This is a genomic window from Devosia crocina (assembly GCF_900116545.1).
Lineage (GTDB): Bacteria > Pseudomonadota > Alphaproteobacteria > Rhizobiales > Devosiaceae > Devosia > Devosia crocina.
In genome coordinates this window covers 191,043-208,668 of the sequence record NZ_FPCK01000002.1, presented here as the reverse complement: position 1 = coordinate 208,668, position 17,626 = coordinate 191,043, and the positions used below count along the sequence as shown (strand labels likewise).

General features: G+C 62.9%; 15 protein-coding genes and 1 tRNA gene. 8 read left to right on the top strand and 8 right to left on the bottom strand.

The genetic code is table 11. From position 1 onward, the window contains the following. Positions 1–52 precede the first annotated feature (52 nt). Positions 53–439 carry a response regulator gene (locus BM364_RS10655; RefSeq protein WP_092424383.1) on the top strand — a complete coding sequence of 129 codons (387 nt, stop codon included), beginning with the start codon at positions 53–55 and terminating at the stop codon, positions 437–439. Here BM364_RS10655 and BM364_RS10650 read toward each other — a convergent pair. From BM364_RS10650 to osmF, 5 genes are all read right to left on the bottom strand, one after another. After that, on the bottom strand, positions 433–3,240 hold the full coding sequence (locus BM364_RS10650) for a GAF domain-containing protein (protein WP_092424381.1): 2,808 nt from the start codon (positions 3,238–3,240) through the stop codon (positions 433–435). The genes BM364_RS10655 and BM364_RS10650 overlap by 7 nt on opposite strands. A 95-nt stretch (positions 3,241–3,335) precedes the next feature. After that, the gene (locus BM364_RS10645; RefSeq protein WP_092424379.1) at positions 3,336–4,055 is read right to left on the bottom strand and encodes an ABC transporter permease; all 720 of its coding nucleotides are present in this window, start codon (positions 4,053–4,055) and stop codon (positions 3,336–3,338) included. Positions 4,056–4,069: 14 nt separating this feature from the next. Beyond that, positions 4,070–5,002 (bottom strand): ABC transporter ATP-binding protein, encoded by a 933-nt coding sequence (locus BM364_RS10640; RefSeq protein ID WP_092424377.1) that lies wholly within the window; start codon positions 5,000–5,002, stop codon positions 4,070–4,072. Next, a complete protein-coding gene (locus tag BM364_RS10635) occupies positions 4,999–6,186 on the bottom strand; it encodes an ABC transporter permease (RefSeq protein ID WP_092424375.1) in 1,188 nt (395 codons plus the stop codon). The genes BM364_RS10640 and BM364_RS10635 overlap by 4 nt, the downstream gene beginning before the upstream one ends. A 71-nt stretch (positions 6,187–6,257) precedes the next feature. Further along, entirely contained in the window at positions 6,258–7,169 is a 912-nt protein-coding gene (gene osmF, locus BM364_RS10630; protein ID WP_092424373.1) for a glycine betaine ABC transporter substrate-binding protein OsmF, read from the bottom strand. Positions 7,170–7,362: 193 nt separating this feature from the next. On the opposite strand from osmF, the gene BM364_RS10625 reads away from it, so the two are divergent. Then, positions 7,363–8,454, top strand: a complete 1,092-nt coding sequence (locus BM364_RS10625) for a flavodoxin family protein (RefSeq protein ID WP_092424371.1) — start codon at positions 7,363–7,365, stop codon at positions 8,452–8,454. 178 nt (positions 8,455–8,632) lie between these two features. Here BM364_RS10625 and BM364_RS10620 read toward each other — a convergent pair. Next, positions 8,633–8,706: transfer RNA gene (locus tag BM364_RS10620), tRNA-Gln, on the bottom strand. Positions 8,707–8,942: 236 nt separating this feature from the next. Here BM364_RS10620 and BM364_RS10615 point away from each other — a divergent pair. Then, positions 8,943–10,118, top strand: a complete 1,176-nt coding sequence (locus BM364_RS10615) for a Ppx/GppA phosphatase family protein (RefSeq protein ID WP_092424369.1) — start codon at positions 8,943–8,945, stop codon at positions 10,116–10,118. Further along, positions 10,108–10,845, top strand: coding sequence for an RlmE family RNA methyltransferase (locus BM364_RS10610; RefSeq protein ID WP_092424367.1), 738 nt, complete (start codon positions 10,108–10,110; stop codon positions 10,843–10,845). Before BM364_RS10615 ends, BM364_RS10610 begins: the two co-directional genes overlap by 11 nt. 31 nt (positions 10,846–10,876) lie before the next feature. Here BM364_RS10610 and BM364_RS10605 read toward each other — a convergent pair whose 3' ends face one another. Continuing rightward, positions 10,877–12,262 (bottom strand): MDR family MFS transporter, encoded by a 1,386-nt coding sequence (locus BM364_RS10605; protein ID WP_092424365.1) that lies wholly within the window; start codon positions 12,260–12,262, stop codon positions 10,877–10,879. 30 nt (positions 12,263–12,292) lie between these two features. Beyond that, positions 12,293–13,678: an MFS transporter gene (locus BM364_RS10600; RefSeq protein WP_425284884.1), complete on the bottom strand. Its 1,386-nt coding sequence runs from the start codon at positions 13,676–13,678 to the stop codon at positions 12,293–12,295. A 329-nt stretch (positions 13,679–14,007) separates the two neighbouring features. Between BM364_RS10600 and guaB the strand changes: the two genes are divergently transcribed. From guaB to BM364_RS10580, 4 genes are all read left to right on the top strand, one after another. Then, entirely contained in the window at positions 14,008–15,507 is a 1,500-nt protein-coding gene (gene guaB, locus BM364_RS10595; RefSeq protein ID WP_092425301.1) for an IMP dehydrogenase, read from the top strand. Between the two features lie 72 nt (positions 15,508–15,579). Further along, positions 15,580–15,801, top strand: coding sequence for a hypothetical protein (locus BM364_RS10590; protein ID WP_092424361.1), 222 nt, complete (start codon positions 15,580–15,582; stop codon positions 15,799–15,801). Between the two features lie 48 nt (positions 15,802–15,849). Next, positions 15,850–16,284 (top strand): MAPEG family protein, encoded by a 435-nt coding sequence (locus BM364_RS10585; RefSeq protein ID WP_092424359.1) that lies wholly within the window; start codon positions 15,850–15,852, stop codon positions 16,282–16,284. Between the two features lie 3 nt (positions 16,285–16,287). After that, positions 16,288–17,574 carry an RsmB/NOP family class I SAM-dependent RNA methyltransferase gene (locus tag BM364_RS10580; RefSeq protein WP_092424357.1) on the top strand — a complete coding sequence of 429 codons (1,287 nt, stop codon included), beginning with the start codon at positions 16,288–16,290 and terminating at the stop codon, positions 17,572–17,574. Positions 17,575–17,626 lie beyond the last annotated feature (52 nt).

The following is a 17,626-nucleotide window of genomic DNA, read 5'->3' as shown; positions in this document are numbered from 1 at the left end:
GAGAAAACGCCAGGCACTGGCTCCTTGCCGGACGCCCAAGATGCAGAAACCGATGTTGGCCCTGACTAGCGCCGGAGTTGCGATGTCCGGGCTTGGGGGAAGACGCGTCCTGATTGTCGAGGACGAATATATGCTGGCCATGGATCTTGTCGAGCATGTCAGCCGGCTTGGCGCGGAGGTCTTTGGACCTGTCGCCTCGCTCAACGAAGCCGAACAGCTCGTGCGCAGCGGCATTGATTGTGCCGTGCTCGACATCAATGTGCGAGGCGAGATGTCATTCGGTCTTGCCGACAATCTCGCCCGGCATGGCGTGCCCTTCGTATTTGCAACAGGCTATGAATGCGCGATGATCCCGGAGCGCTTCAGCGGCGTCAAATGCTGCACCAAGCCGTGTCTGCCGCAGGATGTGGCCGCCATGCTCGCCTCGCTTTTTCACTGATCGGCTTGCACCAGCCGCGCCAATTCCTGCACAACCTGGCGTAGATCTGCAGGCTTCTGCATGTAGAAGACATCGGCGAAATCGGATGGGATCCGGGCAGCGTCGTAGCCGGTCAGAAACAGAAACGGCACCTGCTTTCTCCGCAGCGCATGGGACGGGATGAAAGACGGCCCCGACCCTAGATTGATATCCATGATCGCAGCATGAATTTCGGCATCATCGATCTGGGTCAGCACCTCTGCCTCGCTGCCCCAGGGGCCGACGACCTCGGCACCGGCATTGCGGAGGACTGCTTGCAGGTCCGTGGCAAGATAAAAGTCGTCCTCGACGATCAGAACGCGCTTGCCGCTGAGGGATGGTATGGTGGTGACGTCGATCGCGCCGCCATGAACGGTTGTCAGGACAGGTGCCTCGGTCTCGAGAATGCTGGCGCCGGGCAACAGGGGAAATTCGAGAAATGCCCGTGCGCCCTCGGGCCGGAAGTCGACCCTGCCCTGGCCGCGCAACTCATAGGGCACGCGCTTTTCGATCAGCGTCGTACCAAACCCGCGGCGGGTGGGCGGCGACCACTGTTGCGGCCGCGGCCGCTCTTCGGTCCAGGTAAGATTAAGCGAGGGTTCGGCTGCGGAGGGAATGACGCGCCACTCAACCTTCACCCGTCCGTCGGGTACCGCCAGCGCGCCATATTTGAGGGCATTGGTCGTCAGCTCGTGCACGGCAAGGGCCAGCACTTCCGCAGCCTTGGGCTGCACGACGACGGCAGGGCCGGTCAGCTCGTATTGTCCCGAACTCGCCGCCTGTGCCTCCAACTCGGTGAGAAGGAGCCGCCGCAGGTCCACCCCGTCGGTGACCGCATGGGTGAGGAGCGACTGCGTCCGTGCCATGGCAGAGAGGCGCCCGCTCATCAATTCGGCATAATCCGCGACGCTGTCGGCCGTGTCTGCGGTGCGCGCGGTGACCGACCGGATCATGGCCATGATATTGCGCACCCGATGCTGCAACTCGGCGAGCAGGATCGCCTGATGCTGCACCGAAAGGCGCTCATCGGTTACGTCAGTGGCGATGCCCGCGATATGCTCGACAGTGCCGCCAGGGCCCAGGAGCGGGAAGTCGGTGTTGCGGATCCAGCGAAATGCCTTGTCGGATCGTCTTTGTATCCGGAACTCGTGCATGACGGACTCGCCCCGGCGCACCGCGTCGATCTTTGCCAGCGCTTCAGCGCGATCATCCGGAACGATCAGAGCCGCCCACTTGCGGATGTCTCCGACGAGATCCTCGCGGGGAAGCCCATAGATCGCTTCTGCCGCGGGGCTGACGAAGTCAAGCACCATGGTGGACGCGTCGCGCATCCACAACACGTCCGAAGACGCCTGGGCGAACTGCTGGAACCGCCCTTCGCTGCTGCGAAGGGCGCATTCGGCTCCAGCGCGCTCGAGCGAAGACCATGTTCGCTGCGCAGCTTCCTCCAGAAGCGTCACCTGGTCCTGCGTCCATTCACCCGGCTCCTTGCGAAAGAGACCGATACCGCCCGCGCAGCGGCCGCTGCGCAGGATAGGCGCACCAAGAAAGGCGCGGAAAGGCAGGTCCTGCGCCGCGTGGACACGGCGATCCGCTCGCAGATCCCGCACTGACACGGTGTCGCCGGACAGAAATACCCTATCGAGATAGGCGCCGAGATCCGCACGCCAGGCTGCGGCTGCAGCCTTCGCAACGCCGCCTTCGAGCGCATCCACGATGAAACGATCTTCCTCGGCACTGAATTCGTAGAGTTCGATGCGGTCGGCCGAAAGGGTCTCGGCAAGAAGCTGCATGGCCGTGGTCTTGATTGCCGAGACTTCGGACATGGCTCGGAGCCCATCGGAGAGCTTGAGCAGGAAAGTGTGCCGTTCTTCGCTGCTGCGCAGGGCCGCTTCGGCGCGCAGGCGTTCGACAGAGGTCCAGGTGCGCTCGGCGGTTTCCCGCATCAGCTCCATTTCGTGGTCGGTCCAATAGTGCGGAACGACGTCGTGCACGGCAAGGATCGCGACAAGGCGCCCGCCGCGGATCAGCGGAATGCCGGCTCCGGCGCGGATATTATAGGCGCGGTAGAACTCGACTTCTTCAGGGCTTACGCGGGTGTCGACATGGAGATCGTCGCTGCGGAAGAAGCGGCCGGCGGCAAAGTCCACGTCGACGAACGATCCGGCATCGTCGATCCGGTACCTCTCGCTGATCAGCGGAATGCCGTTGGCATAGCCCACGCCATCGGCATCGTAAAATCCGCTGCTGTCACACTCGTGATATTGCGCGCGGCTGACCCCAAGGTGCTGACCAAGCAGGTTCATGGCCGCAGCTTTTAGATCCCGCTCTGTCGTCAGGGTCTGCAAGAGATCGCTCAACTGGAGCAGGAAGCGCTGCTGTACTTCGCTTTCCCGAAGGAGCGTCTCGGCGCGCCGCCGCGCCGTGACATCGCGCATGGTGACCATCAGGCGGCCATCTTCACGCGGGCCCACCCGCACGAGATGGGTTTGGAGGATCATGCCGCCGAACTTGGCCTCCCGTTCGAAGCGCGGCACCTCGCCCTCTTCGATGGCCTGCTCGTAAAGGTCGTACCAGCTTTCGTCCTCATCCGGGAAATGGTCGCGAATCGAGAGCCCCTCTATGTGGCCGACCCCGAAAAGAGCGCGCGAGCGGGCGTTGAGCGCTACATAACGGAAGTCCCGCAACCCATCGGCACGCAGCGGGAGGCGTTCGATCACCACCACGGAATCGTCAGTGGTGTCGAACAGCGCGCCATAGAGATCTCGACCTTGCGTCTGCATGAACCTGCTCCCCTAGGCGACGTGCACCAGGTTAGGCAATATCGGCGAGGCTGACCAGCAAGCCCGGCATTTGCCCACTGAAACAGGAGGGGCGCTCAGCGGCCGATGCGCGCCTGCTGCCAGCGCTCGAGCGCCACAAAACCATCGTGGATCAGCAGCGCCATCAAGCCCACTATCAAGCCGCCCTGAACCACAAAGGCGGTGTTGCCGGCCTGGAGACCGGCGATGATGACCTCACCCAGGGTGCGCGCTGCTACGGTTGAACCGATCGTTGCGGTGGATAGGGCAATGGTGGTGGAAAGGCGCAGCCCGGCAAGAATAAGCGGCAGGGAGAGGGGCAGTTCCACATGCATCAGCCTTTGCAGCGGCGTCATCCCCATGCCCTTGGCCGCTTCTGTGACGGTGGGCGGCACGCTCGACAATCCGGCAAGTGTGTTTTCGAAGATGGGCAGGAGACCGTAGAGAAACAGCGCCACCAGTGTCGGAGTGGTGCCGAAGCCAAAAAGTGGCACGCAGAGCGCCAGCACCGCGACAGGGGGAAAGGTCTGGCCGATATTGGCCACGGCGCGCGAAACCGGCAGGAAGTCGGTGCCGAAGCGCCGGGTTACGAGGATGGCAAGGCTTACCGCCAAGAACGCCGAGGCGGCGATCGCGACGAGGACGATCAGCAGGTGGCTGAGCGTGATCGATAGTAGGCTCCCCTGATTATAGATGGCCGGCTGGCCCGGCCGCGTGAAAAGACCGAAAAACGCAGCAAAGGCAGACGGCTGCAGCACCAGCCACACAAGCAGAGCAAGCGCCAGAAGCCGCAGCATTGTTCCGGTGCGGATCACGGACGCGCTGCCAATCTGCCGAGGCCTTCAAGTGTGACGATGCCGATCACCTGCCCGTCGCGCGTTACGGGAGCGGCGCGGCGGCCGGACCAGAGCAGTTCCGAATAGGCTGTGCGCAGGGTGCAGCTTGCATCGAGCGGTTCGCCTTCGGCCGTACCCGCTTCCAGATGATCGCCGACGGGTGCCAGAGAAAGCAGGCGAAAGGCGCGATCGGTCGTGCCGACCAGCTCGCGCACGAACTCGGTTGCGGGCGCCGCGATGATCTCGGCAGGCTTGGCATGCTGCAACAGATGCCCCTTGTCCATCACCGCAATCCGGTCGCCCAGTTCGATGGCTTCTTCCATGTCGTGGGTGACGAGCACGATGGTCGTGCCGAACTTTTGCTGAATGATGCGCAGCTCCTCCTGCGCCTTTTTTCGCGTCACGGGATCCAGGGCGCCGAAGGGCTCGTCCATAAGGAGAATATTGGGCTTCGCAGCCAGGGCGCGCGCCACGCCCACGCGCTGGCGCTGCCCGCCAGAGAGCTGATGCGGCATGCGATGCCGGTAAGTGGCGGGATTGAGCTGGAACAGTTCCAGTAATTCATCGACGCGGCGGTCTGTGTCCGCCCGGCTCCAGCCGAGCAGGCTTGGGACGGTGCCGACATTCTGCGCAATGGTCCAGTGTGGGAAAAGCCCATGCCCCTGGATAACATAGCCCATTTGCCGCCGTAATTCGTAGGCCGGTGCGTTCAGCACATCCTTGCCATCAACCCGGATCTGCCCGCTCGTGGGCTGCACAAGGCGGTTGATCATCCGCAACAGGGTGGTCTTGCCCGAGCCCGAAGTGCCCACAAGTGCGCAGATCGTGTGCGGTTCGATGACCATGCTGACCTGATCGACCGCCCGGGCATCGCGAAAGCTCTTCACGATATTGTCGATCTCGATCATGCTTTGCCCCTTCGCGAGCTAAGTTCGATGAGGCTGTCGAGCAGCACGGCGGCGGCAAAGGCCAGAGCAACGGTGGGCGCAGCGCCGAGCAGCACCAGGTCGATCGCCGTCTGTCCTACGCCCTGGAACACGAAGACGCCGAAGCCGCCGCCCCCGATGAGTGCCGCGATGGTTGCAAGCCCGATATTCTGCACAAGGACGATGCGGATGCCGGTCAGGATTACGGGGAAAGCGAGGGGCAGTTCGACCCTCATAAGTCGCTGCCACCAAGTCATGCCCATGCCGCGGGCAGCCTCGACAGTTGCCTCGGGAAGCCCCGTCAGCCCCACCAGCGTGTTGGCAACGATGGGCAGGAGCGCGTAGGCGACAAGGGCCACCATGGCTGGTGCAATGCCGATGCCGGATATACCGATGGCGCTTGCGCCCGGCACATTGGCGGCCACCCAGGCGAGCGGGGCAATCAGAACCCCGAAAAGCGCGATGGATGGGATGGTTTGCACTACATTGAGGAGGTTGAGCGCGCCCGCCCGAAGGCCGGTGATCTTGTAGCAGACGATCCCGAGCGGCACCCCGATAGCCCATGCCAGGAATACCGAGCCGAAGGCGAGCAGGACATGGGTTCGTGCTTCCTGCCAGAAGGCGGGGGCGCGTGATCCATATTCCTTGAGGATGGACAGCCCGTCCCAGGCGCCGCTCCAGAGAAGGGCGCCGAGCACCACGGCGGCAAGCGCCAAAAGCCCGATGCGCCAGCTGGGTCCTAGCCGCAGACGGGCGAGCGCATCGGTCAGCATCAGCATCAGGGCGAAGGCAAGAAGCCAGAACCCGGCGCCGACCCCGATGCGCGCATAGGCATTGTCGGGCGGCGTCAGATGGGCCGAAGACATGCCGATAAGAAGCGCCATCACGAGAAAGGATGACGTGCTCGCAGCCAACTTGATAACGGGGTGGATCCGGAGGAGGGCAAGAACCGCGGCAAGCCCGATCCAGGCGAGGCCAATGGCAGCCGGGGGCAGGGGCAGGGCGTCCCAAAAGAGCACGCCTTCGCCGGGTACGATCCGATTGGCCTTGAAAATGGCAAAGGGCAGGACGAGCCCTGCAAGCGCGACCAAAGCCACGAGTATGCCCATCGGATCCAGCGTGAGCCGGGTGCTGCGGGGGGCGTCAGTCAGATATGCAGTGGTCATCCGTGCCCCGTGACGGCGCGAGGGATCACGGACATGCCGTGATCCCTCAGGCATTAGCTAGGCGATAGAGCTTAGCCCAAAAAGCCGTTCTGGGTGAGGAAATCGGTCGCGACAGCCGCCGCCGGCTCGCCGCCGATCTGCACGCGGCCATTAAGATCCTGCAGGACCTCAAGCGTGAGCGCCTCAAAGACCGGCTTCAGCAATTCCTCGATCTGCGGATATTCGTTCAGCACTTCCTCGCGAATGATCGGCGCGGGCTGGTAAACGGGCTGCACACCCTGATCGTCTTCGAGAACGACGAGGCCGGAGGGCGCGATGCCGCCATCGGTGCCATAAACCATGGCTGCATTGACGCCATTGGTTTGCTGGGCGGCAGCGGCGATGGTTGCCGCGGTATCCCCGCCGGACAGGACCACCAGCTGATCGGATGAAAGAGTGAAGCCATAAACTTCCTGGAACTTGGGCAGGGCGGCTTCGGAATTGACGAATTCGGCCGATGCGGCCAGCTTCACCTCGCCGCCGCCGGCAACCCACTCGCCGAACTGGCTGAAGGTCTGGAGACCATTGGCTTCTGCAACATCGCCGCGCAGGGCGATCGCCCAGGTATTATTGGCCGGGGAGGGGGTTAGCCAGACAATCTTATTGGCATCGAAATCAAGCCTTGCGACTTCATCGTAGGCGGCCGCAGCATCGTTCCAGATGGAGGCATCGGTCCCCTCGAAGAAAAAGGCGCCATTGCCGGTATATTCGGGATAGATGTCGATCTCCCCGGCGGTGATGGCTTCGCGCATGATCGGGGTTGCCCCGAGCTGGATGCGATCTTCCACGGCGATGTCGTTGTCCTCGAGCACCTGCTTGATGATATTGCCCAGAACGCCACCTTCGGTGTCGATCTTGGAGGAGACGACGACCTGCGCGGACGCCGCGCCTGACAGAAGAGCAAGTGCAGCGAGCGCACCGAGGACGGATGTGACGTGACGCATTGGATTTCCTTTGAGAGCCTCATCCCCGGCAGCCCGGCCCGGGGACAATCAATCTTCAATGCAGCCCTCTATCTTTGGTTCCATTCTCCGGGCGCTCTTTTGCCGATCACGGCATCGCGCTCCAGTGTGAACTCGGGTTAGTGGAACGGGAGGCGGGGCCACCCGGTTCTGTGTCAGCCTAGAGGAGACACAGATGGCCCCCCTCCCGCTCGACGTTCCTGCTCCACGCAAACAAATGCCGCCGGTCAAACTGGACCGGGCTGCTTTTACCGAACGGTTTCTGAGCCAGTTTATCGACCCTGCCTTTGACAGCATGCGTGCCGAGTTGTCGCGCGCGGCCGATGCGGCGTGGGACGCCTATGACAACTCGCGCAAGGCACCGAATACGACAAAGGCCGGGCAAGGCTTTGACGATCCCGACTACGATATCAGCCTCGATTGGCTAGCGGCAAAGGCAGCGATCGATGCGGCGCAGGACCGGTACCGGGAAAGGGGCCGCGCGCCGCGGGTGCTGATCGTCAATGCGTCTCCCCGCTCGGAACACACATGCCCCGGCGAAAGCTCCAAGAGCTGGCGCCTGGCGGATATGTCACGCGAGGTATTCGAGGGCGCAGGAGTGGAGGTCGAAATCCTCGACCTGTCGCGGACCACATCCGAATATGGACGGCAGATCCATCCGTGCAAGGCGTGCTTTTCCACCGCAGCCGCACTCTGCCACTGGCCATGTTCCTGCTATCCCAACTATTCGCTGGGCCAGTCGCAGGACTGGATGAACGAGATCTATCCCAAATGGGTCGATGCAGATGGGGTCATGGTGATCACCCCCGTGCATTGGTATCAGGTCAGCGCGCCGTTCAAGGCCATGATGGACCGCCTCGTCTGTGCCGATGGCGGCAATCCGGATCCGACCTCGACGCAAGGCAAGGACGCGGCGCTGGCCAAGAAGGTGGAACTTGACGGCTGGGATTATCCTCAGCACCTGTCCGGCAGGCTTTTTGGCGTCGTGGCGCATGGCGATGTGGAAGGCGCAGAAAATGTGCGCCGGTCGGTCAGCGATTGGCTCGCCTTCATGGGCCTTGAAGCAGCCGGTAACAAGGCGGAGCTCGATCGCTATATCGGCTATTGGGAACCCTATGCCACAAGCCACGAAGCGCTCGACAAAGATCTGGCGATGCAGGGCGAAGTCCGCAACGTCGCTGCAACCCTTGCCGAAGCGGTCAAACTCAAGCGCCAGGGTCGCCGGGTTTCCGCGGGTGAAGGCCTGCACCCACCCCGCCGGAAGTAAGCCGCGAGGCTATCGCTGCCCCATCCCTTTCAACGCTTAGACTGTCCGCCACCTGACCAGCAAGCTCGCTGCCTCGAACGCAGGGCGAGCCAAGCAAAAACGCAACAGATCGTTACGCCAGCGCATGCCAGGGTAAAATGGCCTCGAACCCAAGCTGTCGCAGTCGGGAAGGAAGAATTGGCTGGGGAACCTGGATTCGAACCAAGATCGACGGAGTCAGAGTCCGCTGTTCTACCATTGAACTATTCCCCAGCATCGCCTGCTGGCGGGGCGCCGCGGTGGAGCGGGGCTTCACTGGCGGCGCGGGGTCTCATTAGACAAAGACGAAGCTGATTGCAAGCACCTAGCGTGCGACTTTACTCAACCAAGCTGTGCATTGCGCTCCGGGCTTTCCTGCACTACCCTCTTTTTCGACAATGCAACACCAGAGCCGTGCTTCGGGCGCGCCGTGAACCGGCCTGCGACCGCGCGGCGAACAGGAGTAAAAAGTGACCGATTCGAATCGGTCCGCTGCCGTGGCCGCGCCTCGCGCCGGCACGGCACTCCGCACGCCTTCCGGCTCGGTCCGCAAGGCTGCCGGAGGCGCACCCGCGTCCCCGCCTGCGGAGCAGCGGACAGGTCATGCCTCTCGAAGGGGGCGAGGACCTCTCTACGCCGCGCTTGATCTTGGGACCAATAATTGCCGTCTCCTGATTGCGCGCCCGCACGATCACGGCTTCCGCGTTCTCGATGGCTTCACCCGCATCGTGCGGCTGGGCGAGGGGGTCTCGGTGACCGGCCGCCTCGGCGAAGCCGCCATGGACCGGACCATGGAGGCGCTCAAGCAGTGCCGCAACAAGCTGCGGGACCATCAGCCTACCCGCATGCGCCTGATTGCCACAGAAGCCTGCCGCGCCGCCGAAAACGGACCGGAGTTTCTTTCGCGCGTCAAAGCCGACCTCGGCCTCGAGCTCGAAATCGTGGATCGGCGTACCGAAGCCGAGCTGGCCGTGACCGGCTGCGCCGACCTGATCGAGGATCAGGCTCAGGGTGCCTTGATGTTCGATATCGGCGGGGGGTCCTCGGAACTAGCCTGGCTCGATTTTCGCGGCGGCCGTCCGCGTTCGCAGGGGCGCATGTCCGCTTCGATCCGCTCCTGGCAGTCTCTGCCGGTAGGCGTGGTCTCGATTGCCGAGCGGTTCGGCGGTGTCGATGTGACGCCCGAAACCTTCGAGGCCATGGTCGCCTTCGTGTCCGAGCACCTCAAGCAGTTTCGCGGCCGCGAAAAGCTGCGCCAGATGATTGCCGATCATCCCATGCATCTGATCGGCACCTCGGGTACGGTGACGACGCTGGCCGGGCTTCATCTGGGGCTCGAGCGCTACGAGCGGCAAAAAGTCGACGGACTCTGGCTCAAGAACCTCGAAGTGGACGACATCATGCGCGTCCTGCTTGCCATGCCGTTCGATCGCCGGGTGGCGCATCCCTGCATCGGCCGCGATCGCGCCGATCTCGTTCTGCCCGGTTGCGCCATATTCGAGGCGATCCGTCGCGAATGGCCGACTGAGCGCGTGCGCGTGGCCGATCGCGGCCTGCGCGAAGGCATCCTGATTTCGTTGATGGATGCAGACAAGGTTCACAAGCGGCCCGGCCGCCCCAAGTGGAGACAGGCACATGGTGGATAAGGCTCTCGGCACAGGTGGCCGCAAGTCCGACAAAGACCTCAAGATCCGTCTCAAGACGGCCAAGGGGCGCACCACGTCTTCGACCAAGTGGCTGCAGCGCCAACTCAACGATCCCTATGTGGCCCGCGCCCGGGCCGAGGGCTATCGCTCGCGGGCCGCGTTCAAGATCAAGGAAATCGACGAAAAGCATAAGCTGTTCAAGAAGGGGCAGCGTGTGGTCGATCTGGGTGCGGCACCCGGAGGCTGGTCTCAGGTGGCGGCGCGCGCCGTGGGCTCGACTGCGGAAAACCCGCTCGTCGTGGGCATCGACTATCTCGATATGGACCCCATCGCCGGTGTTGTCCTGCTCAAGAAGGATTTCACTGAAGAGGACGCGCCGGACATGTTGTTTGCCGCCATGGGCGGAAAAAAGGCCGATGTGGTAATCAGCGACATGGCCTGGCCCACCACGGGTCACCGGCCGACGGATCACCTGCGTATCGTTCACCTGATCGAGATTGCGGCCGATTTCGCCATTCAGGTGCTCAATCCCAATGGCTCCTTCGTCGCCAAAGTGTTCCAGGGCGGAACCGAGCACGAATTGCTCCATATGCTCAAACGCCACTTCCGCTCCACCTATCACGTCAAACCCCCCGCAAGCCGCAAGGATTCGGCGGAGGCCTATCTTGTGGCCAAAGGGTTCAAGGGCGAGGTGGACGCCGCGCCGCGCGGCGACGACGAGGGCTAGCTTCGGGCAGCCCAGGCACGCGCGCGTAACTTCAGTGCGCGCGCGGCTTGCCCAGCAACTGATGTCCGGCATTTCTGGGTAGCGTCAAAAAGAGCGCGGTTGCCACAAGCCCCACAGCGCCCACGACATAGAAGGCGATGTGGAAATCCACGAGCGCCAGGTCTCCGCCGCCCCGCAGCCGGTGCACCAGTTCCAGTGTGCCCCCGCCAAGCGCCACGCCCATGGCAAACATCAGCTGCCCCCAGACCTGGCTGATCACATTGGCCTGGCCCGCATCTTTGTCTTCGATATCGGCAAAGGTGAAGGCATTCGAGCCGGTCCAGAAGGTCGATTGCCAGAAGCCGGTAAAGGTCAGGATGGCAAGGATCAGCGGCATCGGCGTTTCCGGGACATAAAGGCCCATGGCCCATATGCCCAGTGCGGAGATCAGCGTCGACCACACGAGCGGATGCTTGAACCCCCAATGGGCAAACATCCAATTGGCGACGAACTTGGCTGCCAGCGCGCCGATGGCCCCGACAAACGTCACCATGCCGCTTTCGAAAGGGGATAGGCCGAAGCCGAGCTGCAGCATCAGAGGAAAGAGAAACGGCGTGGCGCCCTGGCCAAGCCGGAAGAAGGTGCCGGCAACGATCGCCACGCGGAAGGTCCGTACCTTGAGCAGGCGCAGGTCGAGCAGTGGAAATTCGGTCCGCAGCGCATGGCGCACATAGAAGGCGCCGATGATCATGCCGGCAAAGGCAGCCAGCGCGCCATAGACCGGGGGCAGGGCGGGCAGGCTGACAACCGAGCAGCCGAAGGCGAAAAGGGCAAAGGCGAGCCCGGCGAGCACGAAACCGGGCCCGTCGATCTTGCGTGGCTGGTTGCGGTGCTCGTTGGGCAGGGCGAAGCCGACAAGCACGATCCCCAGAATGCCGATCGGCACGTTGATGATGAAGATCCAGTGCCAGGAGAAGTAGGTGGTCAGGAACCCGCCAAAGGGTGGACCGACGATCGGCCCGATCAGGGCCGGGATGGTGAGCCAGGCCATGGCGTCGACCAGTTGATGGCGCGGCGTCGCACGCACCAGCACCAGCCGCGCCACCGGTCCCATCATCGCCCCGCCCATGCCCTGAATGAAGCGGGCGCCCACAAATTGCTGCAGCGAGGCGGAAAAGGCGCAGCAGATCGAGCCGATCATGAACACGAGCATGGCGATGCGAAACACGCGCCTCGCTCCAAACCGGTCCGCCATCCAGCTTGAGATCGGAATAAAGATCGCGAGCGCCACAAGATAGGCGGTCAGCGCCAGCTTGAGCGAGATCGGATCGGTGCCGATATCCTGCGCGATGGCAGCGAGCGAAGTGGCGATGACCGTTGAGTCCATGTTTTCCATGAACAGGGCCGTCGCAAGGATAAGGGGTGTTGTTCTGGACACGGCACTATTGCGGGGCGCATCGTGGCTCCGCTACTCCTTGTGGGCGTGGTGACCGGAGACGTCGGCTCCGGCATTTCTCGGCAGGGTCAGATAGATAAGGCTCGCAAGGGCGCTGAGCCCGCCGACAACGAAAAAAGCAATCTGAAAGTTCAGCAGGGACAAATGTCCGCCGGTCAGGTGACTGGTGAGTTCCAGGATCGCCCCGGCCACTGCGACGCCGAAAGCGACGGAGAGCTGCTGGCAAACGGCCACAATGGCGGTCGCCTGGCTTGCTTCCTCGTCGCTGATATCGGCATAGCCGATGGCATTGGAGCCGGTGAAGAACACCGAGCGCAGCACGCCGCCTGCAAGAAGCACGGCCATCATCACCGGCACCGGGGTTTCGGTGGTGAAGAAACCCTGCGCTGCGATCAGCACACCGCCAAAGATCGCGGCAAAACCGAGAACGCGCGGAAAGCCGAAGCGGGCAAAGATACGTTCGGCCAGGAACTTGCTCATGATCGCGCCGATCGCCGAAACAAAGGTTATGGCGCCCGACTGGAAGGGATTGAGGCCGAAGCCGAGCTGTAGCATCAGCGGTAGAAGAAAGGGCATCGCCCCAACCCCGATGCGAAACAGCGATCCCCCCGTCACCGATGAACGGAAGAGCTTGTGCCGGAAAAGGCGCGGATCGAGCAGCGGATGCGGCGTATGCCGGGCGTGAAGCAGGTAAAGGATGCCGGCTGTTACCCCGACTGCAATGGTCATGTAGCCATAAAGGATCGGCAAGGCCGGCAGGCTGATCACCGAAAGGCCGAACACGGTGCCTGAAAAGGCGACTGCCGCGATCAGAAAGCCGGGCAAGTCGACCGGCCGGGGCGTGCGCTGGTCCGGCACGTCGAGGAAAATGCCGGCCAGGATAATGCCGGCGACCCCGATAGGAATGTTGATCCAGAAGATCCAATGCCAGGAGAGATAAGTGGTCAGGAACCCGCCGATCAGGGGGCCGGTTACGGGCGCCACCAGCGCCGGTACGGTCAGCCACGCCATGGCCGAAACCAGTTCCGTACGCGGCGTCGAGCGCACGAGCAATAATCGCCCAACCGGCGTCATCATCGAGGACCCGATGCCTTGGAAGAAGCGCGACAGGACAAAGCTTTCGAGCGAGAAGGCAAAGGAACAGGCGAGCGAGCCTAGCATGAAGACGAGAATGGCGAGCCTGAAGATGGTCTTGGCGCCGAACCGGTCCGCCATCCATCCGCTAAGCGGAATGAAGATCGCGAGCGCCACGAAATAGGCTGTCAGCGCCAGCTTGAGCGCGATCGGGTCGGTTCCGATATCGGCCGCGATTGCCGGCAGCGATGTGGCGATCACGGTCGAATCCATCTGTTCCATGAACAGGGCGACCGCCAGGATGAGCGGAGTAACGCGGATCAAGAGACCAATCCGGTGGAATCGGAGCATAGTCGCGGACGCGACGGCAGGACTATGGGCCGATGTGCCGGGCTGCGCCAGTCAATAGTGTCCCGAAGGCGAGACTGACGTCGATCGTTGGTCGGGCTTCAGCCCCGCCCAAACCTTTTCTTCCTAACACTGGTCAAGCCGTTGAGCTAGAGGTCCAGACGCATCCCTGCGTCCCCCCGCGGCCCTATGCAAGCGTGAAGGGCGATGCTATTGACCCTCGCCAACCTGAACCCGCGGCTCACGTCCGCCGGTTCATATTCCATCATCTCTGATTGCATTCAGAAGGCAGGAAGGGTCTGGCCTTGGCGAAGATTATTACCACCATCACCGGCGAAGCGGCGCTGACATTCGACGATGTCCTTCTTCAGCCCGCGCGTTCCGATATCCTGCCCACCGAGACCGATATCTCCACCTATGTCACCAAGGACATAGCGCTGAACCTGCCGATCATTTCCTCGGCCATGGATACGGTGACCGAAGCCAATATGGCTATTGCCATGGCCCAGGCCGGAGGGCTCGGTGTCATCCACAAGAACCTGACCGCCGCCGAACAGGCCGAACAGGTCCGCCAGGTCAAGTCATTCGAATCCGGCATGGTGGTCAATCCCATTACTATCGGCCCCGATGCCACCCTGTCCGATGCGCTCGCGCTGATGCAGCGCAGCCGCATTTCCGGCATTCCGGTGGTGGAGAATGGCGGATCGGGCGGTCGCGCCATCGGCAAGCTCGTCGGCATTCTCACCAATCGCGACGTGCGCTTCGCGTCCAATCCGGCTCAGCCGATCTCCGAGCTGATGACGCACCAGAACCTGATCACGGTGCGTGAAGGCGTATCCAAGGAAGAGGCCAAGGTGCTTCTTCATCGGCACCGCATCGAAAAGCTGCTGGTGGTGGATGAGGACTATCGCTGCATCGGTCTCATCACGGTCAAGGATATCGAAAAAGCTCAGCTCCACCCCAACGCCGTCAAGGACGAGCAGGGGCGCCTGCGCGTTGCCGCTGCGTCCACTGTCGGCGACAATGGTTTTGAGCGCTCCCTGGCGCTGATCGATGCCGGTGTCGATCTCCTCGTTATCGATACCGCGCATGGCCACTCGGTGCGTGTTGCCGAGGCGGTGGAGCGCGTCAAGCGCGAGAGCAATTCCACCCGCATTGTCGCCGGCAATGTCGCCACCGCCGAAGCCACCAAGGCGCTGATCGATGCGGGCGCCGATGCGGTCAAGGTCGGGATCGGCCCCGGTTCGATCTGCACGACGCGGGTCGTCGCCGGCGTCGGCGTGCCCCAGCTTGCCGCGGTCATGGGCTGCGCCGAAGAAGGCCACAAGGCTGGTGTGCCGGTGATTGCGGACGGCGGCATTAAATTCTCCGGCGACATGGCGAAAGCCCTGGCCGGGGGCGCCTCCTGCGTCATGGTCGGTTCGCTGCTGGCCGGTACCGACGAGGCTCCGGGCGAGGTGTTCCTTTATCAGGGGCGCTCCTACAAGTCCTATCGCGGCATGGGTTCGGTCGGCGCCATGGGTGCAGGCTCGGCTGACCGCTACTTCCAGCAGGATGTGCGCGACCAGATGAAGCTCGTGCCCGAAGGCATCGAGGGTCAGGTGCCCTACAAGGGACCGGTCGGTGCCGTGCTTCATCAGCTCGCCGGCGGCCTGCGTGCCTCCATGGGCTATACCGGCGCGCACACGCTCAAGGATTTCCGCGAAAACTCGACTTTCGTGAAGATTTCCGGCGCTGCGCTCAGCGAAAGCCATGTCCACGACGTGACCATCACCCGTGAAGCGCCGAACTATCGCGGGCGATGACCGCTTAAACTTCTTCTCTGCCTGCAACGTGGCGATATCTGCTACGTTGTGGGGCCAGAGGGAGGAATAACCATGAGCGAGAGTCACTACATCGTCGCGCTGCGGGAAGGATCGTGGCAGCACTCCAATCGGGGCACCACATCTGCCCCGTTCAAGAGCCGCGAATCCGCCATCGAGGCCGCGATCGAGGAAGCGCGCACCTCCGGTGATCCCGATGCCGCCGTTATCGTGCAGGATCCGGAAACCTCAGCCGAAATCGTTTGGCGGTCACGCGGTGACAATCAGGCCATCTAGCGCGGGACCCATAGGGCTGCCGCGCCAGCTTCACCCAGCGGAGCCCCCATGCCACTCATGGAAAAATTGCTGCTTCTTGCCATGGCGGCCCAGGTCGGGCTGACGATCGTGATCCTGTTGCTGATGGGCCGCGAGCGCGTGCCACGCGTCCTCAGCGGCGAGATCGCGGTTGCCGATATCGCGATCGACCGTTCTGCCTATCCGCACCGGGCGCGGCTATTGTCCAACAATTTCGACAATCAGTTCCAGCTGCCGGTCCTGTTCTTTGTCGGCGCCCTGGCCGCGCTGCATCTGGGCACCATCAGTTGGGTCGAGGCCATGCTTGCCTGGCTTTTCGTTGCTCTGCGCCTTGTGCACGCGCTGATCCACACCACCACGAACAATGTGCATCAGCGCTTCGCCGCCTACACTGTCGGCCTTGCGGTTCTGGCTCTCTTCTGGCTATGGCTCACCCTTCGCATCATTCTCGTTCCGGGTATTTGATCCATGCGCCTTCCCGGCCGTATCGCCGCCGCCATTGATGTTCTTGCCGATGTGGAAAACCGCAAGCGGCCGGTTTCCGAGGCGCTCAAGGCCTGGGGGCTCAACAATCGCTTTGCCGGTGCCGGCGATCGCGCCGCCATCGGCAATCTAGTCTATGACGCTCTGCGCCGCCGCGCATCGACGGCTTTCATCATGGGCAGCCACAGTCCGCGCGCCCTTGTGCTCGGTGCTGTGCTGCGGGCCTGGGGCGAAACGCCGGAAACGCTGAACGCCGCTTTCGCTGGGGATACGCATGTGCCCGAAGCTTTGACTCCCGAGGAAATATCCGCGGCTGGAGCCGAAATCGAAGCTGCCCCCAAGATCGTCCAGGCCGATATGCCTGAATGGCTCGCTCCTTCGCTCGAGCGGGCCTTTGGCGCCGATCTGGTTGCCGAAGGCGAAGCCATGGCCGCTCGCCCCTCGCTCGATCTGCGCGTCAATGCCCTCAAGTCGACGCCCGAACGCGTTCAGAAGTCGCTCGCGCGCTTCTCGCCCGAACCCACCGCTTATGCGCTGCTCGGGCTCACCATGCCTGCCGGCCCGCGCGATGCCCGCACGCCCAATGTAACGACCGACGAGGGCTATCAGAAGGGCTGGTTCGAGGTTCAGGATCAGGGCAGCCAGATCGTTGCCGCACTCGCCGGCGCCCAGCCGGGCGAGCAGGTGCTCGATCTTTGCGCCGGAGCAGGGGGCAAGACGCTGGCCCTGGCTTCGGCCATGGGCAACAAGGGTCAGATCTTTGCCTATGACAGCGATCGCAATCGCCTGGCCCCCATCTACGAGCGCCTCAAGCGCAACGGTGTGCGCAATGCCCAGGTCCGCGCTCCCGAGCCGGGCGCTCTCGACGATCTGGCCGGCAAGATGGACCGCGTTGTCGTTGATGCCCCTTGTACCGGCACCGGCACCTGGCGCCGCCGCCCCGATACCAAATGGAAGCTGACCCCGGAACTGCTCGAGCAGCGCCAGGCCGACCAAGCCGCTATCCTCGAAGAAGCCGTGCGATACCTCAGGCCCGGCGGCACGCTCGTCTACATCACCTGTTCGATCCTGCCCGAGGAAAACGACGACCGCGTCCAAGCGCTTCTTGCCGCGCATCCCGAGCTATCGAGCCTCGACATTGCTTCCGCCTGGCGCAAGGCTCTCGTCACCGACATGCCCACAAGTCTTGCTACACCCGCCGGCGGCGTGCTCCTGACGCCCCACCGCACAGGGACGGACGGCTTCTACTGCCACCTGATGCGCAAAAGCTGAACCTCGGCGCGTTCGTCCCCTCTCCCCTCAGGGGAACGGGTTAGGGTGAGGG

What these genes read in the sequence shown, in the direction of transcription:
- BM364_RS10655 (WP_092424383.1), top strand. Translation starts at nt 53, where the DNA reads ATGTTGGCCCTGACTAGCGCCGGAGTTGCGATGTCCGGGCTTGGGGGA.
- BM364_RS10650 (WP_092424381.1), bottom strand. Translation starts at nt 3,240, where the DNA reads ATGCAGACGCAAGGTCGAGATCTCTATGGCGCGCTGTTCGACACCACT.
- BM364_RS10645 (WP_092424379.1), bottom strand. Translation starts at nt 4,055, where the DNA reads ATGCTGCGGCTTCTGGCGCTTGCTCTGCTTGTGTGGCTGGTGCTGCAG.
- BM364_RS10640 (WP_092424377.1), bottom strand. Translation starts at nt 5,002, where the DNA reads ATGATCGAGATCGACAATATCGTGAAGAGCTTTCGCGATGCCCGGGCG.
- BM364_RS10635 (WP_092424375.1), bottom strand. Translation starts at nt 6,186, where the DNA reads ATGACCACTGCATATCTGACTGACGCCCCCCGCAGCACCCGGCTCACG.
- osmF (WP_092424373.1), bottom strand. Translation starts at nt 7,169, where the DNA reads ATGCGTCACGTCACATCCGTCCTCGGTGCGCTCGCTGCACTTGCTCTT.
- BM364_RS10625 (WP_092424371.1), top strand. Translation starts at nt 7,363, where the DNA reads ATGGCCCCCCTCCCGCTCGACGTTCCTGCTCCACGCAAACAAATGCCG.
- BM364_RS10610 (WP_092424367.1), top strand. Translation starts at nt 10,108, where the DNA reads ATGGTGGATAAGGCTCTCGGCACAGGTGGCCGCAAGTCCGACAAAGAC.
- BM364_RS10590 (WP_092424361.1), top strand. Translation starts at nt 15,580, where the DNA reads ATGAGCGAGAGTCACTACATCGTCGCGCTGCGGGAAGGATCGTGGCAG.
- BM364_RS10585 (WP_092424359.1), top strand. Translation starts at nt 15,850, where the DNA reads ATGCCACTCATGGAAAAATTGCTGCTTCTTGCCATGGCGGCCCAGGTC.
- BM364_RS10580 (WP_092424357.1), top strand. Translation starts at nt 16,288, where the DNA reads ATGCGCCTTCCCGGCCGTATCGCCGCCGCCATTGATGTTCTTGCCGAT.